This is a genomic window from Kribbella sp. NPDC051718 (assembly GCF_040681515.1).
GTDB lineage: Bacteria > Actinomycetota > Actinomycetes > Propionibacteriales > Kribbellaceae > Kribbella.
This window is the reverse complement of record NZ_JBFAYZ010000001.1, coordinates 703,288-724,259: the sequence shown is the minus strand read 5'-3', so window position 1 is coordinate 724,259 and position 20,972 is coordinate 703,288. Positions and strand designations below refer to the sequence as shown.

Here is a 20,972-nt window from a genome sequence, read left to right as displayed (position 1 = left end):
CGTTATGTATTGATTTGTGGAGACAGCAGGAGTGCCGCGACGAGATCGCGAATGCCCTCGGCGGTCGCGGCCACCCTGCGGTGCAGCGATGCGGCAGTATCGAACGCCTTCAACGTTTCGACGATTGCGCGCTGTGCCGGCAGATCAGGGAGCCAGATCGGCATCTCGCCCAAGGTCTTCGAGTTGACGTGGCGAATCACTGAACCGCTGGTGCGATCCATCAGCCAGCGCTGGGCGGCTGGGCTTCCCAGGTAGTAGGTCAGATACTCGGGATCGGCTCGATGATCGGCGCGGAACCGTACGCAACCAGGACCGAGCAACCATCCAGCTTGCTCGTCGCGTACCAGTCCGTACCGGCCGAGGGTGCCGGCGCGTGCGCTGACTATGTCTCCCGGGTTCAACCGATACCTCGCCATTCCAGTAGCCGTGGTCAGTGGAACGGAATCGAGATCACCGGAATCGATCGAGCCAGCCTTGATATTGCGCGGCAGCACCAGTGGTGTGCCGGACTTTTGTGGATCGCCCCGCGGGACGGTGCCTGGACCCGTGAGGATGTCGCAGACGCTGCCGAGCGGGGTGGGGGGTCGGTCGGAGTCCGGCGGGCGCTGTGCCAGCAGATCGCCTAGCTGAACATCGAGTCCGACGTCGGCATCGCTGGCCCGTGGTCTCAAGCGTTCGAGTTCAGCTCTTGATGCGAGGAGATGGGCCGAGGTCGAGATCAAGTCCAATTCTTCGGCATCGACCGTGGTGTACCGGCCGGGAAGGAGGCTGAAATCGTTCCTTTCGATCTCCGTATGGCTGACTGCCCGCGAGAAACCCTTGACCTCGCTGAACATCCCACCCAAATCGCATGCCAGCCATCGACGGTATTCGTTTGCTATTTGGGCGATCTCATCTTCACCGAGCTGGCGTTGCTTGCGATCGGCAAGTTTCCCCAGGCGGCTTGCGTCGATGAACAGCGTCTCGTTTCGGAGAGGCGCACTAGCAACGCTTCGCAGGATCCAGACCATCACTGGAATTCCAGTGAACCTGAAGAGATTGGAAGGCAGTGCGATCACGCACTCTACGACGCCGGCCTCCACCATCGCAGCGCGAATAGCCAGCTCACCCTTGGACTGTCTGAAGGCGGCGCCGCCGGCCATGACAACAGCTGCCCGTCCGTCAGCTGTCAGTTTGGAGACGGCGTGGTCGAGCCATGCGAAGTTGGCGTTGTGCGCAGGTGGTTCTCCGAAGAGCCACGGGTGGTCCCTCGGTATGTCCACCGATAGATTGAATGGCGGATTCGCCACAATTCGGCTGAACCGCTGATTCGGGAAGCGATCCTCGTCGAGCACGCCTCCCTTGCGCAGATCAGCCTTGGTGCCATGCAAGGCCAGGTTGATCGTGCTTGTTCTCAGCGACCATTCGTGTGATGTCTGTCCGTAGACCTGCCAGTCGGCAGGCGGATTCTTCTGCCGACTGACATAGGCCGATGCGGTAGACAACAACTCACCTGAACCGCAGAACGGATCGTAGATGCGGTCGGAGGGACGCGGATCGAGTAACTCAACGAGGCATCGGGCAACGCTAGGCGGTGTGAACTGTCCCCCACTGCGTCCCATTCCGCGCTCGAGTTCAGCCAGGATTGCTTCACTGATTTGAGCGCCGGTGGAGTTGGGGCCTCGTCCGTCGCCGAAGTCGACAGCATCTAGGATGCGGACCGTTTCGAACAGCAATCGGTCGGGATCATCTTTCAGATCCTTCAATATCTGAATAGTCGAGGCGTCTGCCACCGGTATCTCCACCTGGGGCAGTGCGTGCAGAGCTTGAGGCCACCGTGAGGCATCGAGTAGGCCATCCCAGATATCAGGCCGCCGAACCCTGACGTAGACGAGATCCAGGAGTAGCTCCAAGGAGGCAGCGGCGCTACGTGTGCCGCGCAACCTGTCCATCGCCCGCCAGAGCGACGTCCTCCAGTCCGCTTTCGGCGGTGCCGTTTCGTGTCTCGTCGGAAGTTCTGCTGACAGGTTTTCGATTCCGCTGTTCTTCAGAAAGCGCTCGCCGTAGCTGATGCCCGGTGGTTCGTCGGACTTGAGCCGGTTCTGTGGAATCTTCCGACCTCGAAGCCACTCCGCAACGGCGTGCAGGTCAAACTCCTCCTGCCCGGCTACGGCGCTGGCCGTTGGAAAGTCATCGTGCCGTTTGCGCCAGTTACTGACAGCGCTGAGTTGGACCCCCGCGCGATTCGCGATGTCCGTCAGAGACAGTTTTTCCGCCTGCTCAGCCATGGCTCATCTCCGAGGACCTGCCGACGAGGTGTGATCGGGCCTGTCGCGCAGTACCGCTGCGACATGGTCGTTCGGTCGCAGCTGGTCAACCATCGAGGGGGCCAGGTACATCAGCACACGAAGGATCGTCTGATGATCTGCTTGCAGGTGGCGATGGTGGATCGGCTCGTGGTGCATGATTCGGTTTCGGAGCAGAAGAACGGTGTGTACCTCGCGATGCAGGCGTTCCCGGGGTCCGCGGTACCCAGGAAATGCCTTGTGCAGGTGAGGCACCCACAGAGTGCGGTCGTAGCGGCGGCTGATCAGTGATGCCCAGAATCCAAAGGACAACTCGGTCACCATGTCGTCGGCGGTGGATGAACCGGACCGCGACGCCACCTTGCGTGCCGCATCGCCGACCAGCCGGACACCGTTGTCCTGCAACGGTGCGCTGGCCCACCAGTCCGCGCCTCCGTAGGCAACGCTCAACCGTTGGTGGATGCCGTTGCGAAGGGCCATCTCGAGACGGTGCAGCGGCGTGTAGAAGGCCGCCGAGACGTCAACGTTCCACCAGTACAGCTGAATGGCAGCGTCAGTGTCACCGCCGGTCCTGGCCAGGTAAGGAGCAAACCTGGCGGGCGAGAGTACGTCGCGGATCCAGTCGGGCTCGGTAGTCATCTAGTGCGCCTCGCATCCATCTCGGGGCAGCACAAGGATGTGCTACGGTTTGTGAGTAAGCCCCGGGTTCGCCTCTGCTTCGGCATGCCACCCGGGGCATTGCTTTGCCTGCTGAGTTGCAGATTTCCAGGACCCTGAACGGCTCAGGTCGGTCCTCGTCCGCTCTGGTGATCAGCGTAGGGCAGGAGCGATCGCGATGCAAGTACTCCCAGTACTCATTTCTGTGAACCCCCTGGTGGCAGCAAGCCGGGAGTGTTGTGAGGGGCCCGTGCCGGATGCCCTGCAGGCATCGTCTGTGGCACGTGACGGGCTTCGACCTGGCCCGCCGCGAATGTCCTGCAGCGAACTGCAGGACATTCAGCGAAGCCCAGCAACCGCCTGAGCCGCGACGGAGGAGCGGCGGTTCAGGGTGGGTGGGAGCGGCGACGGAGGAGCTGCGTGGGGATGTGGTGCCTAGTCGACGGTCCAGGTGTCTGAGCCGGTGATCAGGGATTGGAGGGTGCCGCCGGATTGGGTTTCTTTGGAGGTTGCTACCTGTTGGCGGACCAGGTCGTCGTACGCCGGGCGGGCTACTGAGCGGAAGATGCCGATGGGGGCCTGGTGGAGGACGCCGGCGTCGGTGAGGCGGGAGAGGGCGAAGGCGTAGGCGGGGTCTTCGGTGTGGGCGTCGTGGATTACCAGGTCGGATTCGCCGCCGGGGAGGTCGGCTACCTCGCGGACCGCGAGGGAGGCGAAGCCGTCGCGGACTACGCCCAGGTGGCCGTCGGTGCCGAAGCGGATGGGTTCGCCGTGGACTAGCGGGATGATCGCGTCGTCGCGGGTTTCGGGGTTCTTGAAGGCGTCGAAGGCGTTGTCGTTGAAGATCGGGCAGTTCTGGTAGATCTCGACGAAGGCGGTGCCGCGGTGCTCGGCGGCGGCACGGAGTACCGACGTGAGGTGTTTGCGGTCCGAGTCGACGGTCCGGGCTACGAAGGTCGCCTCGGCGCCGAGGGCCAGGGAGACCGGGTTGAAGGGGTTGTCGACGGAGCCCATCGGGGTCGACTTGGTGACCTTGCCAGGCTCGGAGGTCGGTGAGTACTGGCCCTTGGTGAGGCCGTAGATCCGGTTGTTGAAGAGCAGGATCTTCATGTTCACATTGCGCCGGAGCGTGTGGATCAGGTGGTTGCCGCCGATCGACAGCGCGTCGCCGTCACCGGTCACCACCCAGACGCTCAGGTCGGGACGCGCCACCGCGAGTCCGGTCGCGATCGCCGGCGCGCGGCCGTGGATCGAGTGCATGCCGTACGTCGACAGGTAGTACGGGAAGCGAGACGAGCAGCCGATGCCGGAGACCATCGCGACGTTCTCGCGCTTGATCCCGAGCTCGGGCAGGAAGCCCTGAAAAGCGGCCAGTACCGCGTAGTCGCCGCAACCCGGGCACCACCGGACCTCCTGGTCCGACACGTACTCCTTGCGGTTCTGCGGCTCGGTCGCGGCCGGTACTCCGGCCAGCCCGCCCGGCAAGCTCGGCAGGCCGAGGTCAACGGTGCTCATCGTGCTCCCTCCGGGTGGTGGACGCCGTTCGGCTGGACTCCCAGCGCCTCGCCATGGGTCACGGCGGCGGCCGCCTCACCGAGGTGCCGCGCGTCGTCGTCGATGCCCTCGGTCTCCTCGACCAGGTTGCCGATCACCTCGGCCAGCTCGGCGGCGCCCAGCGGCATGCCACGGACCTGCGCGTACGAGACGATGTCGACCAGGTACTTCGCGCGCAGCAGCATCGCGAGCTGGCCGAGGTTCATCTCCGGCACCAGGACCTTCTCGTACTGCGCGAGCACCTCGCCCAGGTTGGCCGGGAACGGATTGAGATGCCGCAGATGCGCCGACGCGATCTTGCCGCCGACCTTGCGGACCCGGCGAACCGCGGCGCCGATCGGGCCGTACGTGCTGCCCCAGCCGAGCACCAGGACCCTGGCCGTACCGTCCGGGTCGTCCACCTCGACCGGCGGCACGGTGATGCCGTCGATCTTGGCCTGCCGGGTGCGGATCATCAGGTCGTGGTTCGCCGGGTCGTAGGAGATGTTGCCGGTCTTGTCCTCCTTCTCCAACCCGCCGATCCGGTGGTCGAGTCCCGGCGTACCGGGGATCGCCCAAGCTCGCGCCAGCGTCTCCGGGTCGCGCAGGTAGGGGAGGTAGACCGGCTCGCCCTTGTCATTGGTGGAGTTGGGCTCGGTGGTGAAGTTCGGCTCGATCTTGGGCAGGCTCTCGATCTGCGGGACCTGCCAGGGCTCGGAGCCGTTCGCCAGGTAGCCGTCCGACAGCACGATCACCGGAGTGCGGTAGGTGACCGCGATCCGGGCCGCCTCGACGGCGATCGCGAAACAGTCCGCGGGGGACTGGGCGGCGACCACCGGCAGCGGCGCCTCGCCGTTGCGGCCGAACATCACCTGCAGCAGGTCGGCCTGCTCGGTCTTGGTCGGCATCCCGGTCGACGGGCCGGCGCGCTGGATGTCGCAGACCACCAGTGGCAGCTCGAGCATGACGCCGAGACCGATCGTCTCGGACTTCAGGCTGATGCCCGGGCCGGACGAGGTGGTCACGCCGAGCGCGCCGCCGAACGACGCACCGAGCGCCGCGCCGACGCCGGCGATCTCGTCCTCGGCCTGGATCGTGGTGACGTCGAACCGCTTCAGCTTCGACAGTTCGTGCAGTACGTCGGAAGCCGGCGTGATCGGATAGGCGCCGAGCACCAGCGGCAGGCCCGCCCGCTGGGCGCCCGCCACCAGGCCGTACGCCAGCGCGAGGTTGCCCGAGATGTTGCGGTACGTACCGGTCGCCATCCGGGCCGGCTTCACCTCGTACCGGACCGAGAACTCCTCCGCCGTCTCGCCGAAGTTGTAGCCGGCCCGGAACGCCGCGATGTTGGCGTCGCGGATGTCGGGCTTGCCGGCGAACTTCGTCTGCAGGAACTCGATCGTCGACTCGACCGGCCGCTGGAACAGCCAGGAGACCAGGCCGAGGGCGTACATGTTCTTGGCCCGGGAGGCGTCCTTGCGGGTCAGCCCGAACTCCTTGACCGACTCCACCGTCATCCCGGTCAGGTTCAGGCCGATCACGTGGTACGCCTCGAGCTCGCCCGATTCGAGCGGGTTCTCGTCGTAGCCGATCCGCTTCAGGTTGCGCGCGGTGAAGTCGGCGGTGTCGATGATCAGGGTGGCACCGCGCGGTACCTCCGGCAGGTTCGCCTTGAGGGCCGCCGGGTTCATCGCGATCAGCACGTCCGGCGCGTCGCCCGGCGTCAGGATGTCGTGGTCGGCGAAGTGCAACTGGAACGACGAGACGCCCGGCAGGGTTCCGGCTGGTGCCCGGATCTCGGCGGGGAAGTTGGGCAGCGTCGACAGGTCGTTGCCGAACGAAGCCGTCTCTGCGGTGAATCGGTCTCCGGTGAGCTGCATCCCATCGCCGGAGTCACCGGCGAAACGGATCACCACGCGGTCGAGCTGCTTGACCTCGATGGTCACGTGTCAGTCATCTCCAAGTCGAAGCTTGGGCCGGCCACTTCTCTTGTGAAGAAGAGGACGATCCCCCCAGTGGGCGATACCTCAATCTTAGTTCGCCCCTTGTACGGAACCATGTATGAGACCGGAAGGTCCACAGCCTGGGATCAGCCGATATCGAGTTGCATGCCGAAGCATTCGGTGCGGGCCGCCGAACCTTTCAGTGTGACGGAGGGCAATCGCTCGCTTGCCATCCGCAGCCGGGTCGGGAAGAGTGTCTTCATCAAGCTGTGATCTACCCCGGGGCCCACCCGGGCCCGAGGGAGTTCCACCATGGGCGTTCGTCCCATCCTTGCTCTGTTGGCCGTTCTGGTCCTGCCGCTGAGTGGCTGTGCCGCCTCCGCGGTGCCGGCCGAGAGCGCGATGGCCGTCCAGGACGCTCGTTCGGTGCCGTCGGTGGTCGCCACCACGCCGGTACGGACCGTGAAGATCACCAGTATCAAGACCACCGACGCGACCAAGGGCGTGCTGACGGTGGTCGGGCAGATCACGCCGGCGCCGGTGGCCAGGTCGCGCGTCTCGCTGCAGCGCTGGTCGGGCGCGCGCAAGTGGGAGGAGATCGGCTACGGCGTGACAGTGGGGACGAGCATCACGATCCCGCGGAAGCTGCCCGGGTCGATCAGGACGTACCGGCTGTCGATCGGTGCGCAGGCGCCGTACGCCGCTGCTGTCTCGCCGACGGTCAGGTTCTCGCACTACGTGTATCGCGGGATCTTCAAGAAGCCGTTGCTCGCGGCGGGCGGCAAGGGGCATCCCCAGTTCAACGTCGTCCCGGTGAGTGAAGGTCCGCGGCGCGCCGAGGCGGAGGTGCTGGCGGACAAGGCCGGCCTCGTCTGGGGTGACGTCGACAGCACGGGTTGCCGCTGGGTGCGGACCTGGCTGGGCAACATCACCGACGGCACGATCCGCGCGTCGCTGCTCAACGGCAACACGCTGGTCGGCAAGGTGGACATGAAGCAGGAGAGCGAGACCTGGCTGAACCGGGACATCCTCGGCGTCAACCGGCTCCGCCTCCAGATCGCCGACGTGAAATCCGGCTACGGCCCGATCGTCGCCATCGACGCGTTGCTGCTCTGTACCAACTAAGCTCTCGCCCATGATCGGGCTCCTGTCGCAGACCTATGGCGTGGTTGGCGCGATCGTCGTCCTTGGCCTGCTCGGGCTCCTCGGTGCCTTCGCGCTGAACAAGGCGCTGACGATCACCTACTCGACCCCCGACAAACTCAAGACGTACGAGTCCGGTGTCGACCCGGTCGGCGAAGGCTGGGCCCAGGTCCACATCCGGTACTACCTCTTCGCCTACCTCTACGTGATCTTCGCCGTCGACGCCGTCTACCTCTTCCCCTGGGCCACCGTCTTCGCAGCCGTCGGCGTCGCCAGCCTGATCGAGATGTTCATCTTCCTGGCGTTCGTCGCCGTCGGCCTGCTCTACGCCTACCGCAAGGGCATCCTCAGCTGGACCTGATCAGTGCTCGGCGAGGGCCCTGGCGATGGACCAGTCCTGGCAGCCGATGCCTACTGATTTGAAGACTGTGCGGCCGGTTGGGTTCGGGCTGGTGGTGAGGGCTTGGCCCAGCTCGAGTAGGTCGGCTTCTTGTACTGCGCCTGCAGCGAGCGCGTCGATGATTTCGCCGGACTCCTCCAGGGCCGCATCTCGTTGGTCGACCATGACGAGTGAGGCGGTGGCGAGGAGGTTGCGGGGGAGTTCCCGCATGGTGGGGCGGAAGGCGCCGATGGCGTTCACGTGGACGGTTTGGGGGAGGGCGTCGGCGTCGAAGAGCGGGGTGGTTGACGAGGTGGCGCAGCAGATGATGTCGGGGGTGGCGATCGCTTCGTCGATCGAGGTGGTGGGGGTGAAGGTGACGGAGGGGAATTCGGTGGCGAGAGCTTCGGCCAAGGCGGTGGCGCGGGCTTCGTTGCGGCCGGTGATGGTGACCGTGGCGATTCGGCGTACGGCGAGGACTGCTCGGACCTGATCGGCTGCTTGGGCGCCCGTGCCGATGAGGGTCAGGCGGGTCGCGTCGGGCGGGGCGAGCAGGTCGGTGGCGACGCCGACGACGGCGCCGGTGCGCAGGGTGGTGATCGAGGTGCCGTCGGCGACCAGTTGTTCGCCGCCGCCGGTCCAGATGACGGTCGCGCGGATCGCCGGTACCTGGCTGAGGTTGATGCCGATCTTCTTCACCACGGCGGTGCCGGTCGGGGAGTGGTACGCCGACATCACGAGCACCGTGCCGTCGCCGAAGATCTGCCGGGCGGGCAGCACGAAGTTCCCGGCCGCCAGCTCGAGGAAGCCTTCGCGGACCGCGTCGATCGCGGCCGGCATCGAGACGGTACGGCGGACGTCGGCCGCGGTGAGGACCTTCATGAGCTCAGCTCCTTCATGGTCGGCGACGTTATAGCGTGGCTGGACAGTCGACAGCTGGAGGGGCACCGATGACGGACCTGCACGGCGACGCGGTGGTGGCCGATGGGCACAACGACCTGCTGATGCTGGTGGCTCGGCGGCCGAAGGAGGTCTGGGTCGAGTACTTCCGTGATCGATGGATTCCGCAGTTGCGGGCGGGCGGGATCGACGTACAGGTGCTGCCGGTGTTTCTGGACAGCGAGTTCCTGCCTGAAGGTGCGTTGCGCGAGACGCTGCGGATGATCGAGGCCGCGCACCGGATCGCCGAGGGCAATGCCGATCAGGTGACGCTGTGCCGGACCGGTTCGGAGATCGACGAGACGGTCGCGGCCGGGCGGATCGCGTTGGTGCTCGCGCTCGAGGGCTGTCCGCAGATCGACAAGGACGTGGAGATCTTCCAGACGCTGGAGCGGCTCGGCGTACGGATGGCGTCCTTCACACACTTCGGGCGGAGTGCGCTGGGCGACGGTTCGGGCGAGGACGCGACCGGGAGCCGGCTGACGAAGGCCGGGGTCGAGGCGGTCGGGTTGCTGGAGGAGCTCGACGTACTGATCGACGTCTCGCATGTCGGTCGGCGCGGGGTCGAGCACATTCTCGAATTGGCGACGAAGCCCGTTGTGGCGTCGCACTCGAGTGCTTTCGCCGTACGGGAGCATCACCGCAACCTGACCGACGAGCAGCTCCGTGGGATCGCCGCGACCGGCGGCGTCGTCTGCGTCAACTTCTTCGCCGGCTTCCTGACCGCCGATCCGCGGCCCACGGTCGAGCATCTCGCCGACCACATCGAGTACGTCGTGAGCGTGGCCGGCGAGGATCATGTCGGGCTGGGCAGCGACTTCGTCGACGAGGTGTTCGGGGAGAAGATCCCGGCCTGCGACCTGCCGCTGATCATCGAGGGGCTCGACACCGCGATCCTGGTCCCCGGGCTGGAGGGGCCGGCCGGGATGCCGCTGGTCACCGAGGCGCTGCAGAAGCGCGGCCTGCCCGAACCCGTCATCCGGAAGATTCTGGGGACCAATCTGGTCCGCGTCCTGCACCGGGACTGATCACTGAGCGTGAGCATCTGCGGCGGATGGAGATCGTTGCCTCGTCACCCTTGGTTATTGCATCGGTCAACGGTTGTGTTCGGAAACCTCGCTCTGTAACGGATTGCGATGAGACCATCGCCAATTGCTGAGATCGGGGTTACAGTAATTACTGGGGGATACGGGGCGAATACGGGGCGGTGGGGTATGTCTTGGCAACTCTGGGTATTGATTGCGGCGGCAGCAAGTGGCATCGCGGCCATCCTGCTGGTGAAGCTCAGCCAGGCCCAAGAAGTCTTCGAGCGCATCGTCGAGCCCAACGGCCGACCCCGTTCCGACCGCAACACGCGACCACGGTCCGACCGTCCTGAGACGACGGTCGACGACCTGATCAGGTACCGCCGCCGGCAGGAGCCGCGGCTGACCTGGTTCCCACTACCCGCCCATCCACAGCACCGCTCGCGCGGCCACCACTGACCCTGGTACGTGCCCAGCGGTGATAGTGGGCACCCGCCTGCACAACGTCGGCTCCCGGGCCACCTACCCCCCGGCCCCGGACCCCACCGTGCAGCTGGGTGCCCACCTCACATGCGGCGGCCTTGGTGGGTGCCACCTCGGGAGGTGGCACCCACGGGCGGTCAGGCCCAGGGGTCGAAGGGGATGCCTGCGGGCTTGGAGGCGTTGAGGAGGTTGTGGAAGCGGTTGTCCTTATCGGTGATCTTGATGGTGGCGGAGCCGAAGTCGGCGTTCATCAGGGTGTCGCGGAGGGCGGTGCTGGGCCAGCCGTTCCAGTCGACCAGCGGGGGGTAGCGCCAGTTGTGGTAGTGGTTCTCCGGCGGCTCGTCGTTGCTGTTGGCCAGCCGGAAGAAGTGCGTGCTGAGGCCGTCCTTGTGGTAGACGACCTTCGGGTGTGAGCCGTCGAAGCGGACCTGTGAGCGGGTGTAGGTGACCTGGCTCGAGTGCTGCGTCGTGGTCACGTACTGGACCTCGTTCGCGGCCTGGTTGATCCACGAGATGACGTGCTCGAAGTCGTGCCGGTGGCCGCCGAGGCTGCTGCCGGCGACGGCCTGGTCCTTCTCGAAGTAGCTGGCGTAGACGACCGCGCACCAGCCGTTGTTGCAGGACGACCGGGCGTAGGTCTGGGAGTTGTCCAGGTCGGACTGGTCGCGGCAGTTGCCGTTGACTGCGCCGCTCGGGTTCAGGCCGGGGTTGAGGGTGCCGTCCGCCCCGATGGCGGGGGTGGCGTAGCAGCCGTCGGTGTCGTAGTCGTAGGCCGGGGAGAAGGACTGCTCCCACCCGCCGGCGTTCTGCGGGAGGCCCTGGGGTGGGGCGGCGAACGCGAGCGCCGCGGAGGTGACCATCAGGGCGGCGGTACCGAGGGCGACGCCGACGACGCGGCGCCGGCGCTTGGACGGTGGCTTGGGGGCGGAAGGGGGCGACAGCTTGTCCATGCTTCGCTCTTTTCAACGATGTCGCTGGGCGGTTGCGAACGTTGAAGAGGATGACACCGAAAGGGCACGTCAGTACATACTTCACGCCAACAAGAATCGACTCCGAGTGAACAAGCCCCCACGCCAAGTGAACAGTTCTACTCGAGCAACCCGTCCCGCCGAGCCACCGCGGCCGCCTCGGTCCGGCTCCGAACGCCCAACTTGGCCAGGATGTTCGAGACGTGAACGCTCACCGTCTTCTCCGAGATGTACAGCTCGCGAGCCAGCTGCCGGTTGGTCCGCCCCTCGGCCAGCAGGGCCAGTACTTCGGTCTCGCGCGCCGTCAGTGCCGCCGGCCCGGTGCCGCCCCCACCCTCGGCTCCACCCAACTCGTCGAGCAACGGCTTCGCGCCGAGCCGGCGAGCGGTCTCCACCGCAAGGGTCACCTGCTCGTTGGCATCGGCAACCCGCCCGGCCGCTCGCAAGGCGGCCGAGAAGTGCAGCCGCGCCCACGCCTGCTGGTGAATGTCCCCGTAGCCGAAGGCGTCGACCGTGCGTTGCCAGGTCGCGACGTGCTCGGCCGGGGTCGGCGGGTCGATGTCGGCCAGCCAGCGGAGGCGCTCCCATTCCGCCTCCAGCATGGCCAGCCACGCGATCCCCTCGACCCCCAGCACGCGACCGGGCGGCATCCCCTTCTCGGCGGTCGACTGCCCGTCGGCCACCAGCTCAGCCCCGCGAGCGACCAGCTCGGCCGCCGCGGTCGGCTCATGGACGACGCGATGGCACAGCACCTGCAGGCCCAGCGTCGAGAACCGGATCCGGGCCATGAACCACTCGGTCTGGAAGATCTCCGCGCACAGCGACGACACGTCGGTGATCAGCTTCTCCGCCTCGGCCGGCCGGTTGAGCCGGAGATAGGCGTCGACCGCCGGTTGCAGGCCGATGATCGGCACCATCACGTCGAGCGACCACCACTTGCGCAGCCGCTCCAGCTCCTCGGCGACCGACGTGTCACCACGGCCGCCACGAACGTTCAGCCCCACTCCACGCAGCGCGGCCTCCGCCGCGGCCGGCGTCATCGAGTCGGTCCGGGCAGTCGCGGCCGACTCGTCCCACTCACCCAGTACGAACTGGGTCAGCGCCAGCGTCCGCCGAGCATCGAACCCGTACGCCGCCCACTGACGCCCCAACTCGCCTGCGCGCTCAGCCGCCAACTGCAGTGCGTTCCTGGCGCTGGCGAGGTCACCCATCTCGTAATGGTTCGACCCGAGCAAGAACCGGCTGCGTACCTCCGCCGCCGAATCACCAGCCAATTGGGCCCGGACGGCCGCCTCCTCCAGCTGCTTGGCCGCGGCCACCGGGTCGCCGGCCCGCCGACGCAACTGAGCCAACGTGATGCCGGCGTCGCTCGCCGCCGACTCCTGGCCGACCTCGCGAGCGATCTGCAACGCCTCATGGGCCCAACGCTCGGCCTCCATCGGCCGCCCGAGCGCATCCGAGACGCGCGCGTACATCGAGGCCACCTGAGCCTTGAACACCGTCGCCGGCTCGTCCGACGTCAACCGCAGCGCCTGCGAGATGGCCTCGTGCGCCTCCTGGTCGTTGTCGATGGTCAGCGCGATCTCGGCCAGCGGCATCAGCAGCTCCGCTCGCTGGAGCCGCGGAGCGTCGGCCGGCAACTCACTCAGCGCCTTGCGCAGCAGCTTGACCGCGCGTAGATGCTGCGCGGACAGGGCTGCCGCGGCAGCGGTCTCGACGATCAGCCAGGTCTTGTCGATGCTTGCGTCGGGCGCTGCGTTCGGCAGTAGCTCCAGTGCCATCTCGTAGTGCTTCAACGCCTCCTGCGGCGCCGCCACCGAGATGGCCTCCTGCCCAGCTCGTACGCGCGCCTCGAAGGCAGTGGCCAGGTCGTGTGACCTGGTCGCGTGCCCGGCCAGCTCTGCCGCAGTACCGGCGACGGTCTGGTCCTTCAAAGCTTTCGCGTACGCCGCGTGCTGCCGCACGCGCTCACCCGGCAGTAGATCGTCATACACAGCCTCGGCCAGCAGTGCATGCCGGAAGTAGTAGCTCGCATTGCCCGGGTGCTCGATGATGTGCGCGTCGATCAGCTCCCGCAGCGCAGCATCCAGCTCACGGTCCGGCAGACCGGCCACAGCAGTCAGCAGCGTGTGCGGAACGCGTCGGCCGGCCACCGCGATCACCCGGGCGACCTGGCGGGCATCGTCCGACAGCGGGTCGAGCCGGACGAGCAGTAGGTCGGCCAGATCCGGTGGCACCGCGTCGGCGTCGCCCATCGACGCTGCAGCGACCAGCTCCTCGGTGAAGAACGCGTTGCCGCCCGCGCGCTCGAGGATGCGGAGCTCCTCCAGCTCGGGCAGCGGCTCGGTGAGCAGTGCGGTCAGCAGCGTGCGGGAGTCGGCGGCGTCCAACGGCAGCAGGCTGACCCGGCGTACGCGCGGATTGCGGGACCACTCGGCGATCGGCCGGCGCAGCGGGTGCCGCCGGTGCAGGTCGTCGCTGCGGTAGGACACGACGAGCGCGAGCCGTTGCGAGGTGAGCCGGGTGATCAGGAAGCCGATCAGGTCGCGGCTGGAGTCGTCGGCCCAGTGCGCGTCCTCGATGATCACCACCAGTGGCTCACTGGTCGACAGCGCGGTGAAGGCGCCCAGTACGGCGTCGAAGAGCGCGGCGCGGTCGAGCTGCCCGTCCTGCGGGACGGTCTGCGCGCCGATCAGACGGTGGGTCGGCAGCAGCCGGCCGATCGCCGGGAAGTTGGTCAGGACGCTCTCGACCACCTGTGGGCGCTCGTCGGCCAGCCGGCCGAAGATCTCGGTGAACGGCAGGTACGGCAGGCCGGCGTCGCCGAAGTCGGTGCAGTGCCCGACCAGGACGCCGAAACCGCGCTCGTGCGCCCCATTGGCCACCTCGTCGAGCATCCGGGTCTTGCCGACGCCGGCGTCACCGGACAGCAGGATCGCGCCGGCGCGGCGGGTCTTCGCCTCGTCGACGGCGCTGAGCAGTGCGGCCAGCTCGGACGAGCGGCCGACGAGAGGTGTCGAGTTCCAGGGCACGTCGTCCATCTTCGCCCCTTGCACCGACACAATTCGACGGCATCCCGTCCGCGGTGCGTCCGCGGCGGAAAAAACACCGTCCCCGACCGGGACTATCCGGTCGGGGACGGCGGCCACGGCGATCATGCGGCGGTAGTGGGTCGCAGCGAACGGCGGGCGTGCAGCGGCTCGGCCTTCGTGGCCTTCTTCGCGCGCAGCCGGCGGCCGTTGGCCCGGCCGTACTCGCGCTTGATCCGCTCCTGCCGGTAGGCGGTCTCCGCCTGGACTGACTGGGTGCTCATGAACATGGACATGGTGTGTTCCTCCCCTCAGGCGCTCTTGGTGAACAGGTGGACGATCCGGCGGGTCACCGGCTTGCCGGCGGACCGGCGGTAGTCGCGGGTGAGGCGCTCCTTGCGGTAGCTGACCTCTGCCTTGACCGACTCGTTCGTGAACATCTCGCTGCCTCCTGGCTGCTTTGGTTGATGCCCCTAATCTGCTCGTCTGAGGAGGGGCGGCACATCCGAACTAGTCCCTATCCGGGGGTCTTAGGGGCCTACTAGGTAATCGGCTTGACGCCTAGGAGTGGCCTGGGAACAGCAGAGCGGCCGAGACCTGGGTGAAGGTCTCGGCCGCTCTGGTCGGTGGGGTGGGTGGTGGTCGGGCGCTCACATCGCGTGCCTGGCCCGTACCGCCGGCAGGCATTGTGTGCTGCTCACCGGCTTCCTGGGCGTGCGCTTGAACCACAGCGGACGCTGCCAATCACGCTTGAGCCGCTCCTGACGGTAGGAAACCTCCGCTTGGAGCGCTGGCATGGTGAGGTAGAACATGGTGTCCTCCGGGAGCTTCGGTCGATGCCACGACTGTGCTCGCCTGAGGAGGAGGGCCACATCAGCACTACTCCCTATGCGCTGCCTACTGGGCCCTTAGATAGGCCTCTAGCTCGTCCCTAGTGGGTGCGGTGGCCGGTCCGCGCCGGGTCACCGCGAGGGCTGCCGCTGCGTTCGCACGACGGGCAGCCTCGGCCGGTTCCTTGCCCTGGGCAATCCCTGCCAGGAAGGCCCCGGCATGCGCATCTCCAGCGCCATTGAGGTCCACGGCCTGTACTGCGAACCCGTCCACCTGCGTGACGCCCTGACCCCGTACTGCGAGCACGCAACCACCCGGTCCAGTGCGGACGAGTACATCGGCCCGGCACGTCTTCCCCCGTACTGCGCGAGCCGCATCGACCGGGTTGACCAGGCCGGTCAAAAGGGTGGCCTCCGCGGCGTTGGAACTCCACCAGTCGACGCGGTCGAGTACTGCCTCGAGCGCGTACCCGGGGATCTCGGCGACGAGCGGTCCCGGGTCGAAGAAGACCTCGATGTCGTCGGGCAGCTTGGCCAGCCAGGGGAGCAGGGCGGCTCGGTTGGAGTCGTGCAACAGGCTGTACCCGGACAGGTACACGAGGTCGTCGTCGGCCGGCGCCGGGAGCTCGTCGCCGGTCAGAGTCGCCTCGGCTCCGCGGCTGGTGACGAAGGTGCGTTCGCCGGTGGAGTCGACCAGGGTGACGACGAAGCCGGTGTCCAGGTCCTCCCTTGCCGGGTGCAACCACTCGATGCCCGCGGTGGCGAGGGCTTCGCGGGCCAGTGCTCCGAAGGGGCCGGTGCCGTGCGCACCGGCGTACAGGGTGGGGAGGCCCTGGCGGACGGCGGCGGCCATCACGTTGAAGCCACCGCCTGGAGTCGTCGCGGTGCTGGAGGCGATGACGTCGCCGCCGCGGGGTGGTAGGTCGCCGACGGTCAGGACCAGGTCGATGACGACGTTGCCGAGGTGGAGGAGTCTCATCCTTCGCGGACCTTCAGGAGCTGGGTCGCGAGGGTGTCGAGGTCCAGGTTGTTGACGTTGGCAACGGTGGTGCGGGCATCGGTGGGGAAGCCGTTGAGGCCGTGGCAGGCGCCGGCGATCGCGCCGGCGATGGCGGCGATGGTGTCGGTATCGCCGCCGACGGATGCCGCGAGGCGGACGGCCAGCCAGGGGTCGTCGGGGTAGGCGGCGAGGACGGCGAATGCGGCCGGTACTGATTCCTGGCTGGCCAGGCTGGTACCGACCAGGTCGTACAGAAGTGCAGACACGGCGCCCGGCCTAGGAGGGGTGTTGCCAGGCGCCGTGTCGATCAGGGAGGCAGCCGGCTCGGTGCCGGCCGCCGGGGGAGGCTCGATGCCGGCCACCAGCGATGTTGCCCACTTGATGCGGGTGGCGACGTCTGCGCCTGCTACCCAGTGGCCGCTTGTGGAAGCTCTGGTTGCTGCTGCGATGGCGTGGGTGATTGCTTCGGGGATGGTTGCGCCGTCTATGCCTGCGCTGACGGCCGCTGCGACGGCTGCGGCGGCTGAGAGCGCCAGGCCGGTGTTGTGGGTTGCCGCGCTGGCGGCGATCACTCGCTCGATCAGCAGGTCGAGGTCGTCCGAAGGCGTCGCGATCCCCACCGGCGTGATCCGCATCGCGGCGCCGTTGGTCGTCCCGTACCGCCCGGTCTCGTCGATGTCCTTGCCCTGCAGCAGTTCGTCGATGGCCCGCTTGGTCGACGGCCCGAGCAGATCGAGCGACCCCCGCGCCCGCATCCCGTCCTCCCACACCAGCAACCGCTGCGCCAACTCCCGCCCGTCCACTTTCCCACCCGACTCCACCACCAGCCGCCCCAACAACACAGCCTGCTCGGTGTCATCGGTAACCGCCCCAGCCCCCATCCCAGCCGCCAACGGCTGATCATCAGGCGCCGCCCGAAACCCACCAATCACCTCCCCGTAGCGCTCAACAATGAGTCCCCTAGGCAATGACTGGGTGGGCATCCCGAGCGCATCCCCGATAGCCAGCCCATACAACGCGCCCGCGGCGCGTGAGGCTGCGGCAGAGCCGCTCGCCTGGGGAGCGGCGCCCCCGTCCCTCTCCCCGCCGCCGAAGGCGGTGGGGTCGTTGGGCGTCATGTTGTGGGTCCTGTGTAGTTGAGGCTCAACTCGAAGTGCTCTGGGTCGAGGAGGCTGTCTACCTGTTCGGCGAAGCGGTTGTCGGGGGTGTAGCTGACTCGGCGGGTGTGGAGGAACCAGGTGCCTTCGGGGCGGTCGAGGAGGGTGGCTTCGTCGGGGTCCAGGGGGCGGCCTCGTAGGCGTTGCTCGCCGTGGTCCAGGTGTAGGCCGGCTCGGGCGAGGGTGGCGGTGATGGAGTTGTCGTCCAGGCCGCGTTCGGGGAGGTCGCGGAGTTCGTCGAGGGCAGGGATGCAGCTGCGTTCGATCGAGATGGCGGCGCCGCCGACGATTACCCGCAGGCGCTGGATGACGATGACGTCGGGGGAGTCCAGCCCGAGCCGGTCGGCCAGTTCGTGGTCCTGTTCGTGGGCGAGCCGCAGCATCTGCACCCGCGTCTCGACACCTTGCTGAGCCAGCGCATGCGACCACCCGAGCCGATCGTCCAGCGGCCGCCCGTCGAACAGTACAAACGAACCCTTACCGGTCCGGGTAGTGATCAATCCGTCTTCACTCAGTACTGCGAGAGCCGACCGAACCGTATTGCGACTAACCGCAAACCGCCTGGCCAATTCGACCTCGCCCGGCAGTTGATCGCCGTGCCCGACCCGTCCCGAGCGGATCTCCCGGGCCAGGATGGACGCGATCCGCTCGTGCTTGAGGTTCACCCCACGGATCACTGGTTGCGTACTTCCTCGACCGTCACGACCTCGAGCATCGGCGAGTACAACCGCATGATGTCGAGCGTCTTCTGATGACTCGCCTCATCGACCCCGGCGCAAGCATCCGCAACCACTTGAACCCGTACACCGGCATCGACCGCCGCGAGTGCCGTCGTCAGCACGCAGCAATCAGTCGTCACGCCGGACAGCACCAGCCGCCCACCCGGCCCGACCGCCTCGGCCAACTCCGGCCCCCACTTGCCAAAGGTCGTCTTGTCCAAAGTCGGCGCACCCCGGAACTCGTCCACCAGTTGATAGGCGTACGAGTCCGGCGGCTGCAACGCGAACGGCCACTGCTCGTAGTACGGGATCCACGACCCGGTCGGCTCGGCGGGCGCGACGAAGCGGGTGAACACGACGGTCGGGATGAGGTCGATGAGCTGCTGCGTCGGCTTGATCACCCGCTGGAAGTCGGGCGTCGCCCAGCCGCTCTCCGGCTCCGCGAAGATCCGCTGCAGGTCGATCAGCGCGAGGACGGTCATGCGACCTGCTCCTGAGCACGCACCTGCGGCCGCGCGACGAAGTACTGGACCAGGAAGCCGATGACCAGCGCGAAGAGTACGCCGAGGTTGGCGAACGCCCACGCGCCCTGCTTGCCGCCGAGGCCGAGCGGTCCGAGCAGGTAGCCCTGCCAGGTCAGCCAGCTGGCCAGGCCGTTGGTGACCAGTCCCCAGCCGATCGCCGTCGCGATCACGACGGTTGCTATAGGCAACCACTGGGTGTCGCCGTACCGGCCGCGTCGGTCGAACAGCTCGGCCTCCGCATAGTCGCGGCGACGGCTGGCGATGTCGGCGAGCATGATGCCGCACCAGGCCGCCACCGGGACGCCGAGCGTGATCAGGAAGCCCTGGAACTGGGCCAGGAAGCTGTCGCTGGAGAAGAACACCACGTAGATCGTCCCGGCGATCATCACGATGCCGTCGATGAAGGCGGCGACGTACCGCGGTGCCGGCAGCCCGACCGACAGCAGCGCAAGGCCGGACGAGTAGATGTCCAGTACTGCGCCGCCGACGAGTCCGAGCACCGCCACGATCACGAACGGCACCAGGAACCAGGTCGGCAGCGCCTCGGCCAATGCGCCGATCGGGTCGGCCGCGATGGAGGTACTGAGGTCCTGCGACGAGCCGGCCAGCAGGAGTCCGAACACGAACAGCCCGACCGGTGCGATCGACGAGCCGAAGGTTGTCCAGCCGATCACGCCCCGGCTGGACGCAGTACGGGGGAGATAGCGGGAGTAGTCGGCGGCGGCGTTGACCCAGCCGAGGCCGAAGCCGGTCATCAGGAAGACGAGTGCGCCGACCACCGCCTGGCCCGAGCCGCTCGGCAGTGAGCTGACGGCGCTCCAGTGGACCTGGTCGGCGACAAGGATGATGTAGACGACGGTCAGTACGCCGGTGACGACCGTGATGACCGTCTGCGCCCGCATGATTAGGTCGAAGCCCAGTACGCCGCATGCGACGGTCAGCGTGCCGACGACGACCAGCGCGATCACCTTGGTGATGGAGCCGCCGCCCCAGCCGAGTCGCTCGAACACGGTCGCCGTGGCCAGCGTCGCAAGGATGGTCAGCACGGTCTCCCAGCCGACCGTCAGCAGCCAGCTCACCAGCGACGGAAGCTTGTTGCCCCGTACGCCGAACGCCGCCCGGCTCAGTACCAGTGTCGGCGCCGAGCCGCGCTTGCCGGCCAGGGCGATCAGCCCGCAGAGCAGGAACGAGAAGACGATCCCGACGACTCCGGCGATGACTGCCTGCCAGAACGAGATGCCGAAGCCGAGCGCGAAGGCGCCGTAGCTGAGGCCGAGGACCGAGACGTTGGCGCCGAACCACGGCCAGAAGAGCTGCCGCGGCGTGCCTTTGCGATCTGCGTCGCTGATGACGTTCAGCCCGTTGCTCTCGACCGTGAGTGCCGTCCGTCCTTCGACAGCATCTACCCGCAGCTGATCGGCCATTCGCGCTCCAACCCGAAATGAACCTGTCCAGTCCTGTCCAGTTCACGGTAGGTCGGCGGTGTCGCCGGGTCAAGGAGTCGCCGTTTGTCCTAGACCTTGCTCTAGGACCTAGCGTCGGGATCCCCCGACGCTAGGAGCTGGCTGTGCAGAGGTTCGAGAACAAGGTGGCCTTCGTGACGGGCGCCGCCCACGGGATCGGGCGGGCGACGGTACTACGCCTGGCGGCGGAAGGAGCACTGGTCGGAGCGGCCGACATCGACGCGGAGGGGACCGCCTCGGTCGTCACAGAGGTCGCCCAGCGGGCCGAGGCAGCGCGGGCCGAAGGTGCTGCGGCAGGCGGATCTGCAGTGGCGCTCGACTGCGACATCACCTCCACTGCCTCGGTCGAGGCGGCTGTTGCGGCGACGGTGGAGCGGTTCGGGCGGCTCGACGTACTGGCGAATGTGGCCGGCCACAACCTCGCGTTGGAGGGGACTGCTGAGCAGTGGGGTCGGCAGTACGACTTCACTTTTATCGGAGCGACCCGCTGCATCCAGGCGTCGTTGCCGCATCTACTGGAGTCCCGCGGGTCCGTAGTACTGGTTGGGTCGATCAGTGGAGAGGTAGCGCTCGGTACTGCGCCCTATGCGGCCGCGAAGGCTGCACTGGCCAACCTGGTCCGCAACTTGGCCGCCGACCACGGCCCCAAGGGTGTGCGCTTCAACGTGGTCGCGCCGGCCACTGTCGCCACTGATCGGTTTATCGGCAAGGAGGCGCTGCTGGAGGAGCTCAAGGCGATCTACCCGCTCGGACGAGTCGGCACGGGCGAGGACGTGGCCGCTGCGATCGCCTTCCTCGCCTCTGACGACGCTTCGTGGATCACCGGGATCACGCTTCCGGTGGAAGGCGGACTGACTACCGGCCCCGGGCACTTGCTGAATCTGCTCTGATGGAG

The 20,972-nt window shown here is 67.1% G+C and carries 19 protein-coding genes; 5 read left to right on the top strand and 14 right to left on the bottom strand.

The genetic code is table 11. From position 1 onward, the window contains the following. Nucleotides 1-2: 2 nt before the first annotated feature. From AB0M15_RS03605 to AB0M15_RS03590, 4 genes are all read right to left on the bottom strand, one after another. Nucleotides 3-2,267, bottom strand: a complete 2,265-nt coding sequence (locus tag AB0M15_RS03605; RefSeq protein WP_363813496.1) for an N-6 DNA methylase — start codon at nucleotides 2,265-2,267, stop codon at nucleotides 3-5. A gap of 3 nt (nucleotides 2,268-2,270) precedes the next feature. Beyond that, nucleotides 2,271-2,924 carry a hypothetical protein gene (locus tag AB0M15_RS03600; RefSeq protein ID WP_363813494.1) on the bottom strand — a complete coding sequence of 218 codons (654 nt, stop codon included), beginning with the start codon at nucleotides 2,922-2,924 and terminating at the stop codon, nucleotides 2,271-2,273. Between the two features lie 453 nt (nucleotides 2,925-3,377). Then, the gene (locus AB0M15_RS03595) at nucleotides 3,378-4,457 is read right to left on the bottom strand and encodes a 2-oxoacid:ferredoxin oxidoreductase subunit beta (protein ID WP_363813492.1); all 1,080 of its coding nucleotides are present in this window, start codon (nucleotides 4,455-4,457) and stop codon (nucleotides 3,378-3,380) included. Beyond that, entirely contained in the window at nucleotides 4,454-6,421 is a 1,968-nt protein-coding gene (locus tag AB0M15_RS03590; protein WP_363813490.1) for a 2-oxoacid:acceptor oxidoreductase subunit alpha, read from the bottom strand. The genes AB0M15_RS03595 and AB0M15_RS03590 overlap by 4 nt, the downstream gene beginning before the upstream one ends. A 309-nt stretch (nucleotides 6,422-6,730) precedes the next feature. On the opposite strand from AB0M15_RS03590, the gene AB0M15_RS03585 reads away from it, so the two are divergent. Next, a complete protein-coding gene (locus tag AB0M15_RS03585; RefSeq protein ID WP_363813488.1) occupies nucleotides 6,731-7,543 on the top strand; it encodes a hypothetical protein in 813 nt (270 codons plus the stop codon). Between the two features lie 10 nt (nucleotides 7,544-7,553). Then, complete coding sequence (locus tag AB0M15_RS03580; protein ID WP_363813486.1) at nucleotides 7,554-7,922, top strand: NADH-quinone oxidoreductase subunit A; 369 nt, start codon at nucleotides 7,554-7,556, stop codon at nucleotides 7,920-7,922. Here the strand turns inward: AB0M15_RS03580 and AB0M15_RS03575 are convergent, their stop codons facing one another. After that, the gene (locus tag AB0M15_RS03575; protein ID WP_363813485.1) at nucleotides 7,923-8,822 is read right to left on the bottom strand and encodes an ornithine cyclodeaminase family protein; all 900 of its coding nucleotides are present in this window, start codon (nucleotides 8,820-8,822) and stop codon (nucleotides 7,923-7,925) included. It lies immediately after the preceding gene. A gap of 68 nt (nucleotides 8,823-8,890) precedes the next feature. On the opposite strand from AB0M15_RS03575, the gene AB0M15_RS03570 reads away from it, so the two are divergent. Together AB0M15_RS03570 and AB0M15_RS03565 are read left to right on the top strand one after the other, a co-directional pair. Next, nucleotides 8,891-9,907, top strand: coding sequence for a dipeptidase (locus AB0M15_RS03570; RefSeq protein ID WP_363813484.1), 1,017 nt, complete (start codon nucleotides 8,891-8,893; stop codon nucleotides 9,905-9,907). A 186-nt stretch (nucleotides 9,908-10,093) separates the two neighbouring features. Continuing rightward, nucleotides 10,094-10,363: a hypothetical protein gene (locus AB0M15_RS03565; RefSeq protein WP_363813483.1), complete on the top strand. Its 270-nt coding sequence runs from the start codon at nucleotides 10,094-10,096 to the stop codon at nucleotides 10,361-10,363. Nucleotides 10,364-10,524: 161 nt separating this feature from the next. Here AB0M15_RS03565 and AB0M15_RS03560 read toward each other — a convergent pair whose 3' ends face one another. The 9 genes from AB0M15_RS03560 to AB0M15_RS03520 all read right to left on the bottom strand — a co-directional run bounded on the left by AB0M15_RS03560 (nucleotide 10,525) and on the right by AB0M15_RS03520 (nucleotide 20,038). Then, the gene (locus AB0M15_RS03560) at nucleotides 10,525-11,337 is read right to left on the bottom strand and encodes an NPP1 family protein (protein ID WP_363813481.1); all 813 of its coding nucleotides are present in this window, start codon (nucleotides 11,335-11,337) and stop codon (nucleotides 10,525-10,527) included. Between the two features lie 137 nt (nucleotides 11,338-11,474). Further along, nucleotides 11,475-14,396: an AAA family ATPase gene (locus AB0M15_RS03555; protein WP_363813479.1), complete on the bottom strand. Its 2,922-nt coding sequence runs from the start codon at nucleotides 14,394-14,396 to the stop codon at nucleotides 11,475-11,477. A 113-nt stretch (nucleotides 14,397-14,509) separates the two neighbouring features. After that, nucleotides 14,510-14,680 (bottom strand): hypothetical protein, encoded by a 171-nt coding sequence (locus AB0M15_RS03550; RefSeq protein WP_363813477.1) that lies wholly within the window; start codon nucleotides 14,678-14,680, stop codon nucleotides 14,510-14,512. 15 nt (nucleotides 14,681-14,695) lie between these two features. Beyond that, on the bottom strand, nucleotides 14,696-14,824 hold the full coding sequence (locus AB0M15_RS03545; protein ID WP_328329674.1) for a hypothetical protein: 129 nt from the start codon (nucleotides 14,822-14,824) through the stop codon (nucleotides 14,696-14,698). A gap of 457 nt (nucleotides 14,825-15,281) precedes the next feature. Then, nucleotides 15,282-16,193 carry a PfkB family carbohydrate kinase gene (locus AB0M15_RS03540; protein ID WP_363813475.1) on the bottom strand — a complete coding sequence of 304 codons (912 nt, stop codon included), beginning with the start codon at nucleotides 16,191-16,193 and terminating at the stop codon, nucleotides 15,282-15,284. Next, nucleotides 16,190-17,332, bottom strand: a complete 1,143-nt coding sequence (locus AB0M15_RS03535) for an ADP-ribosylglycohydrolase family protein (protein ID WP_363813473.1) — start codon at nucleotides 17,330-17,332, stop codon at nucleotides 16,190-16,192. The genes AB0M15_RS03540 and AB0M15_RS03535 overlap by 4 nt, the downstream gene beginning before the upstream one ends. Further along, nucleotides 17,329-18,048 carry a GntR family transcriptional regulator gene (locus AB0M15_RS03530; protein WP_363813471.1) on the bottom strand — a complete coding sequence of 240 codons (720 nt, stop codon included), beginning with the start codon at nucleotides 18,046-18,048 and terminating at the stop codon, nucleotides 17,329-17,331. The genes AB0M15_RS03535 and AB0M15_RS03530 overlap by 4 nt, the downstream gene beginning before the upstream one ends. Continuing rightward, on the bottom strand, nucleotides 18,045-18,572 hold the full coding sequence (locus AB0M15_RS03525) for a cysteine hydrolase (protein WP_363813469.1): 528 nt from the start codon (nucleotides 18,570-18,572) through the stop codon (nucleotides 18,045-18,047). The genes AB0M15_RS03530 and AB0M15_RS03525 overlap by 4 nt, the downstream gene beginning before the upstream one ends. Next, complete coding sequence (locus tag AB0M15_RS03520) at nucleotides 18,569-20,038, bottom strand: cytosine permease (protein ID WP_363813467.1); 1,470 nt, start codon at nucleotides 20,036-20,038, stop codon at nucleotides 18,569-18,571. The genes AB0M15_RS03525 and AB0M15_RS03520 overlap by 4 nt, the downstream gene beginning before the upstream one ends. Nucleotides 20,039-20,181: 143 nt before the next feature. Between AB0M15_RS03520 and AB0M15_RS03515 the strand changes: the two genes are divergently transcribed. Further along, on the top strand, nucleotides 20,182-20,967 hold the full coding sequence (locus AB0M15_RS03515) for an SDR family oxidoreductase (RefSeq protein ID WP_363813465.1): 786 nt from the start codon (nucleotides 20,182-20,184) through the stop codon (nucleotides 20,965-20,967). Nucleotides 20,968-20,972: the final 5 nt, after the last annotated feature.

Excerpts from the sequence above, each read along its gene's own strand:
- AB0M15_RS03525 (WP_363813469.1), bottom strand. The coding sequence starts at position 18,572 with ATGACCGTCCTCGCGCTGATCGACCTGCAGCGGATCTTCGCGGAGCCG.
- AB0M15_RS03540 (WP_363813475.1), bottom strand. The coding sequence starts at position 16,193 with ATGAGACTCCTCCACCTCGGCAACGTCGTCATCGACCTGGTCCTGACC.
- AB0M15_RS03545 (WP_328329674.1), bottom strand. The coding sequence starts at position 14,824 with ATGTTCACGAACGAGTCGGTCAAGGCAGAGGTCAGCTACCGCAAGGAG.
- AB0M15_RS03535 (WP_363813473.1), bottom strand. The coding sequence starts at position 17,332 with ATGACGCCCAACGACCCCACCGCCTTCGGCGGCGGGGAGAGGGACGGG.
- AB0M15_RS03605 (WP_363813496.1), bottom strand. The coding sequence starts at position 2,267 with ATGGCTGAGCAGGCGGAAAAACTGTCTCTGACGGACATCGCGAATCGC.
- AB0M15_RS03585 (WP_363813488.1), top strand. The coding sequence starts at position 6,731 with ATGGGCGTTCGTCCCATCCTTGCTCTGTTGGCCGTTCTGGTCCTGCCG.
- AB0M15_RS03570 (WP_363813484.1), top strand. The coding sequence starts at position 8,891 with ATGACGGACCTGCACGGCGACGCGGTGGTGGCCGATGGGCACAACGAC.
- AB0M15_RS03520 (WP_363813467.1), bottom strand. The coding sequence starts at position 20,038 with ATGGCCGATCAGCTGCGGGTAGATGCTGTCGAAGGACGGACGGCACTC.
- AB0M15_RS03575 (WP_363813485.1), bottom strand. The coding sequence starts at position 8,822 with ATGAAGGTCCTCACCGCGGCCGACGTCCGCCGTACCGTCTCGATGCCG.
- AB0M15_RS03560 (WP_363813481.1), bottom strand. The coding sequence starts at position 11,337 with ATGGACAAGCTGTCGCCCCCTTCCGCCCCCAAGCCACCGTCCAAGCGC.
- AB0M15_RS03580 (WP_363813486.1), top strand. The coding sequence starts at position 7,554 with ATGATCGGGCTCCTGTCGCAGACCTATGGCGTGGTTGGCGCGATCGTC.
- AB0M15_RS03565 (WP_363813483.1), top strand. The coding sequence starts at position 10,094 with ATGTCTTGGCAACTCTGGGTATTGATTGCGGCGGCAGCAAGTGGCATC.
- AB0M15_RS03595 (WP_363813492.1), bottom strand. The coding sequence starts at position 4,457 with ATGAGCACCGTTGACCTCGGCCTGCCGAGCTTGCCGGGCGGGCTGGCC.
- AB0M15_RS03555 (WP_363813479.1), bottom strand. The coding sequence starts at position 14,396 with ATGGACGACGTGCCCTGGAACTCGACACCTCTCGTCGGCCGCTCGTCC.
- AB0M15_RS03600 (WP_363813494.1), bottom strand. The coding sequence starts at position 2,924 with ATGACTACCGAGCCCGACTGGATCCGCGACGTACTCTCGCCCGCCAGG.
- AB0M15_RS03550 (WP_363813477.1), bottom strand. The coding sequence starts at position 14,680 with ATGTCCATGTTCATGAGCACCCAGTCAGTCCAGGCGGAGACCGCCTAC.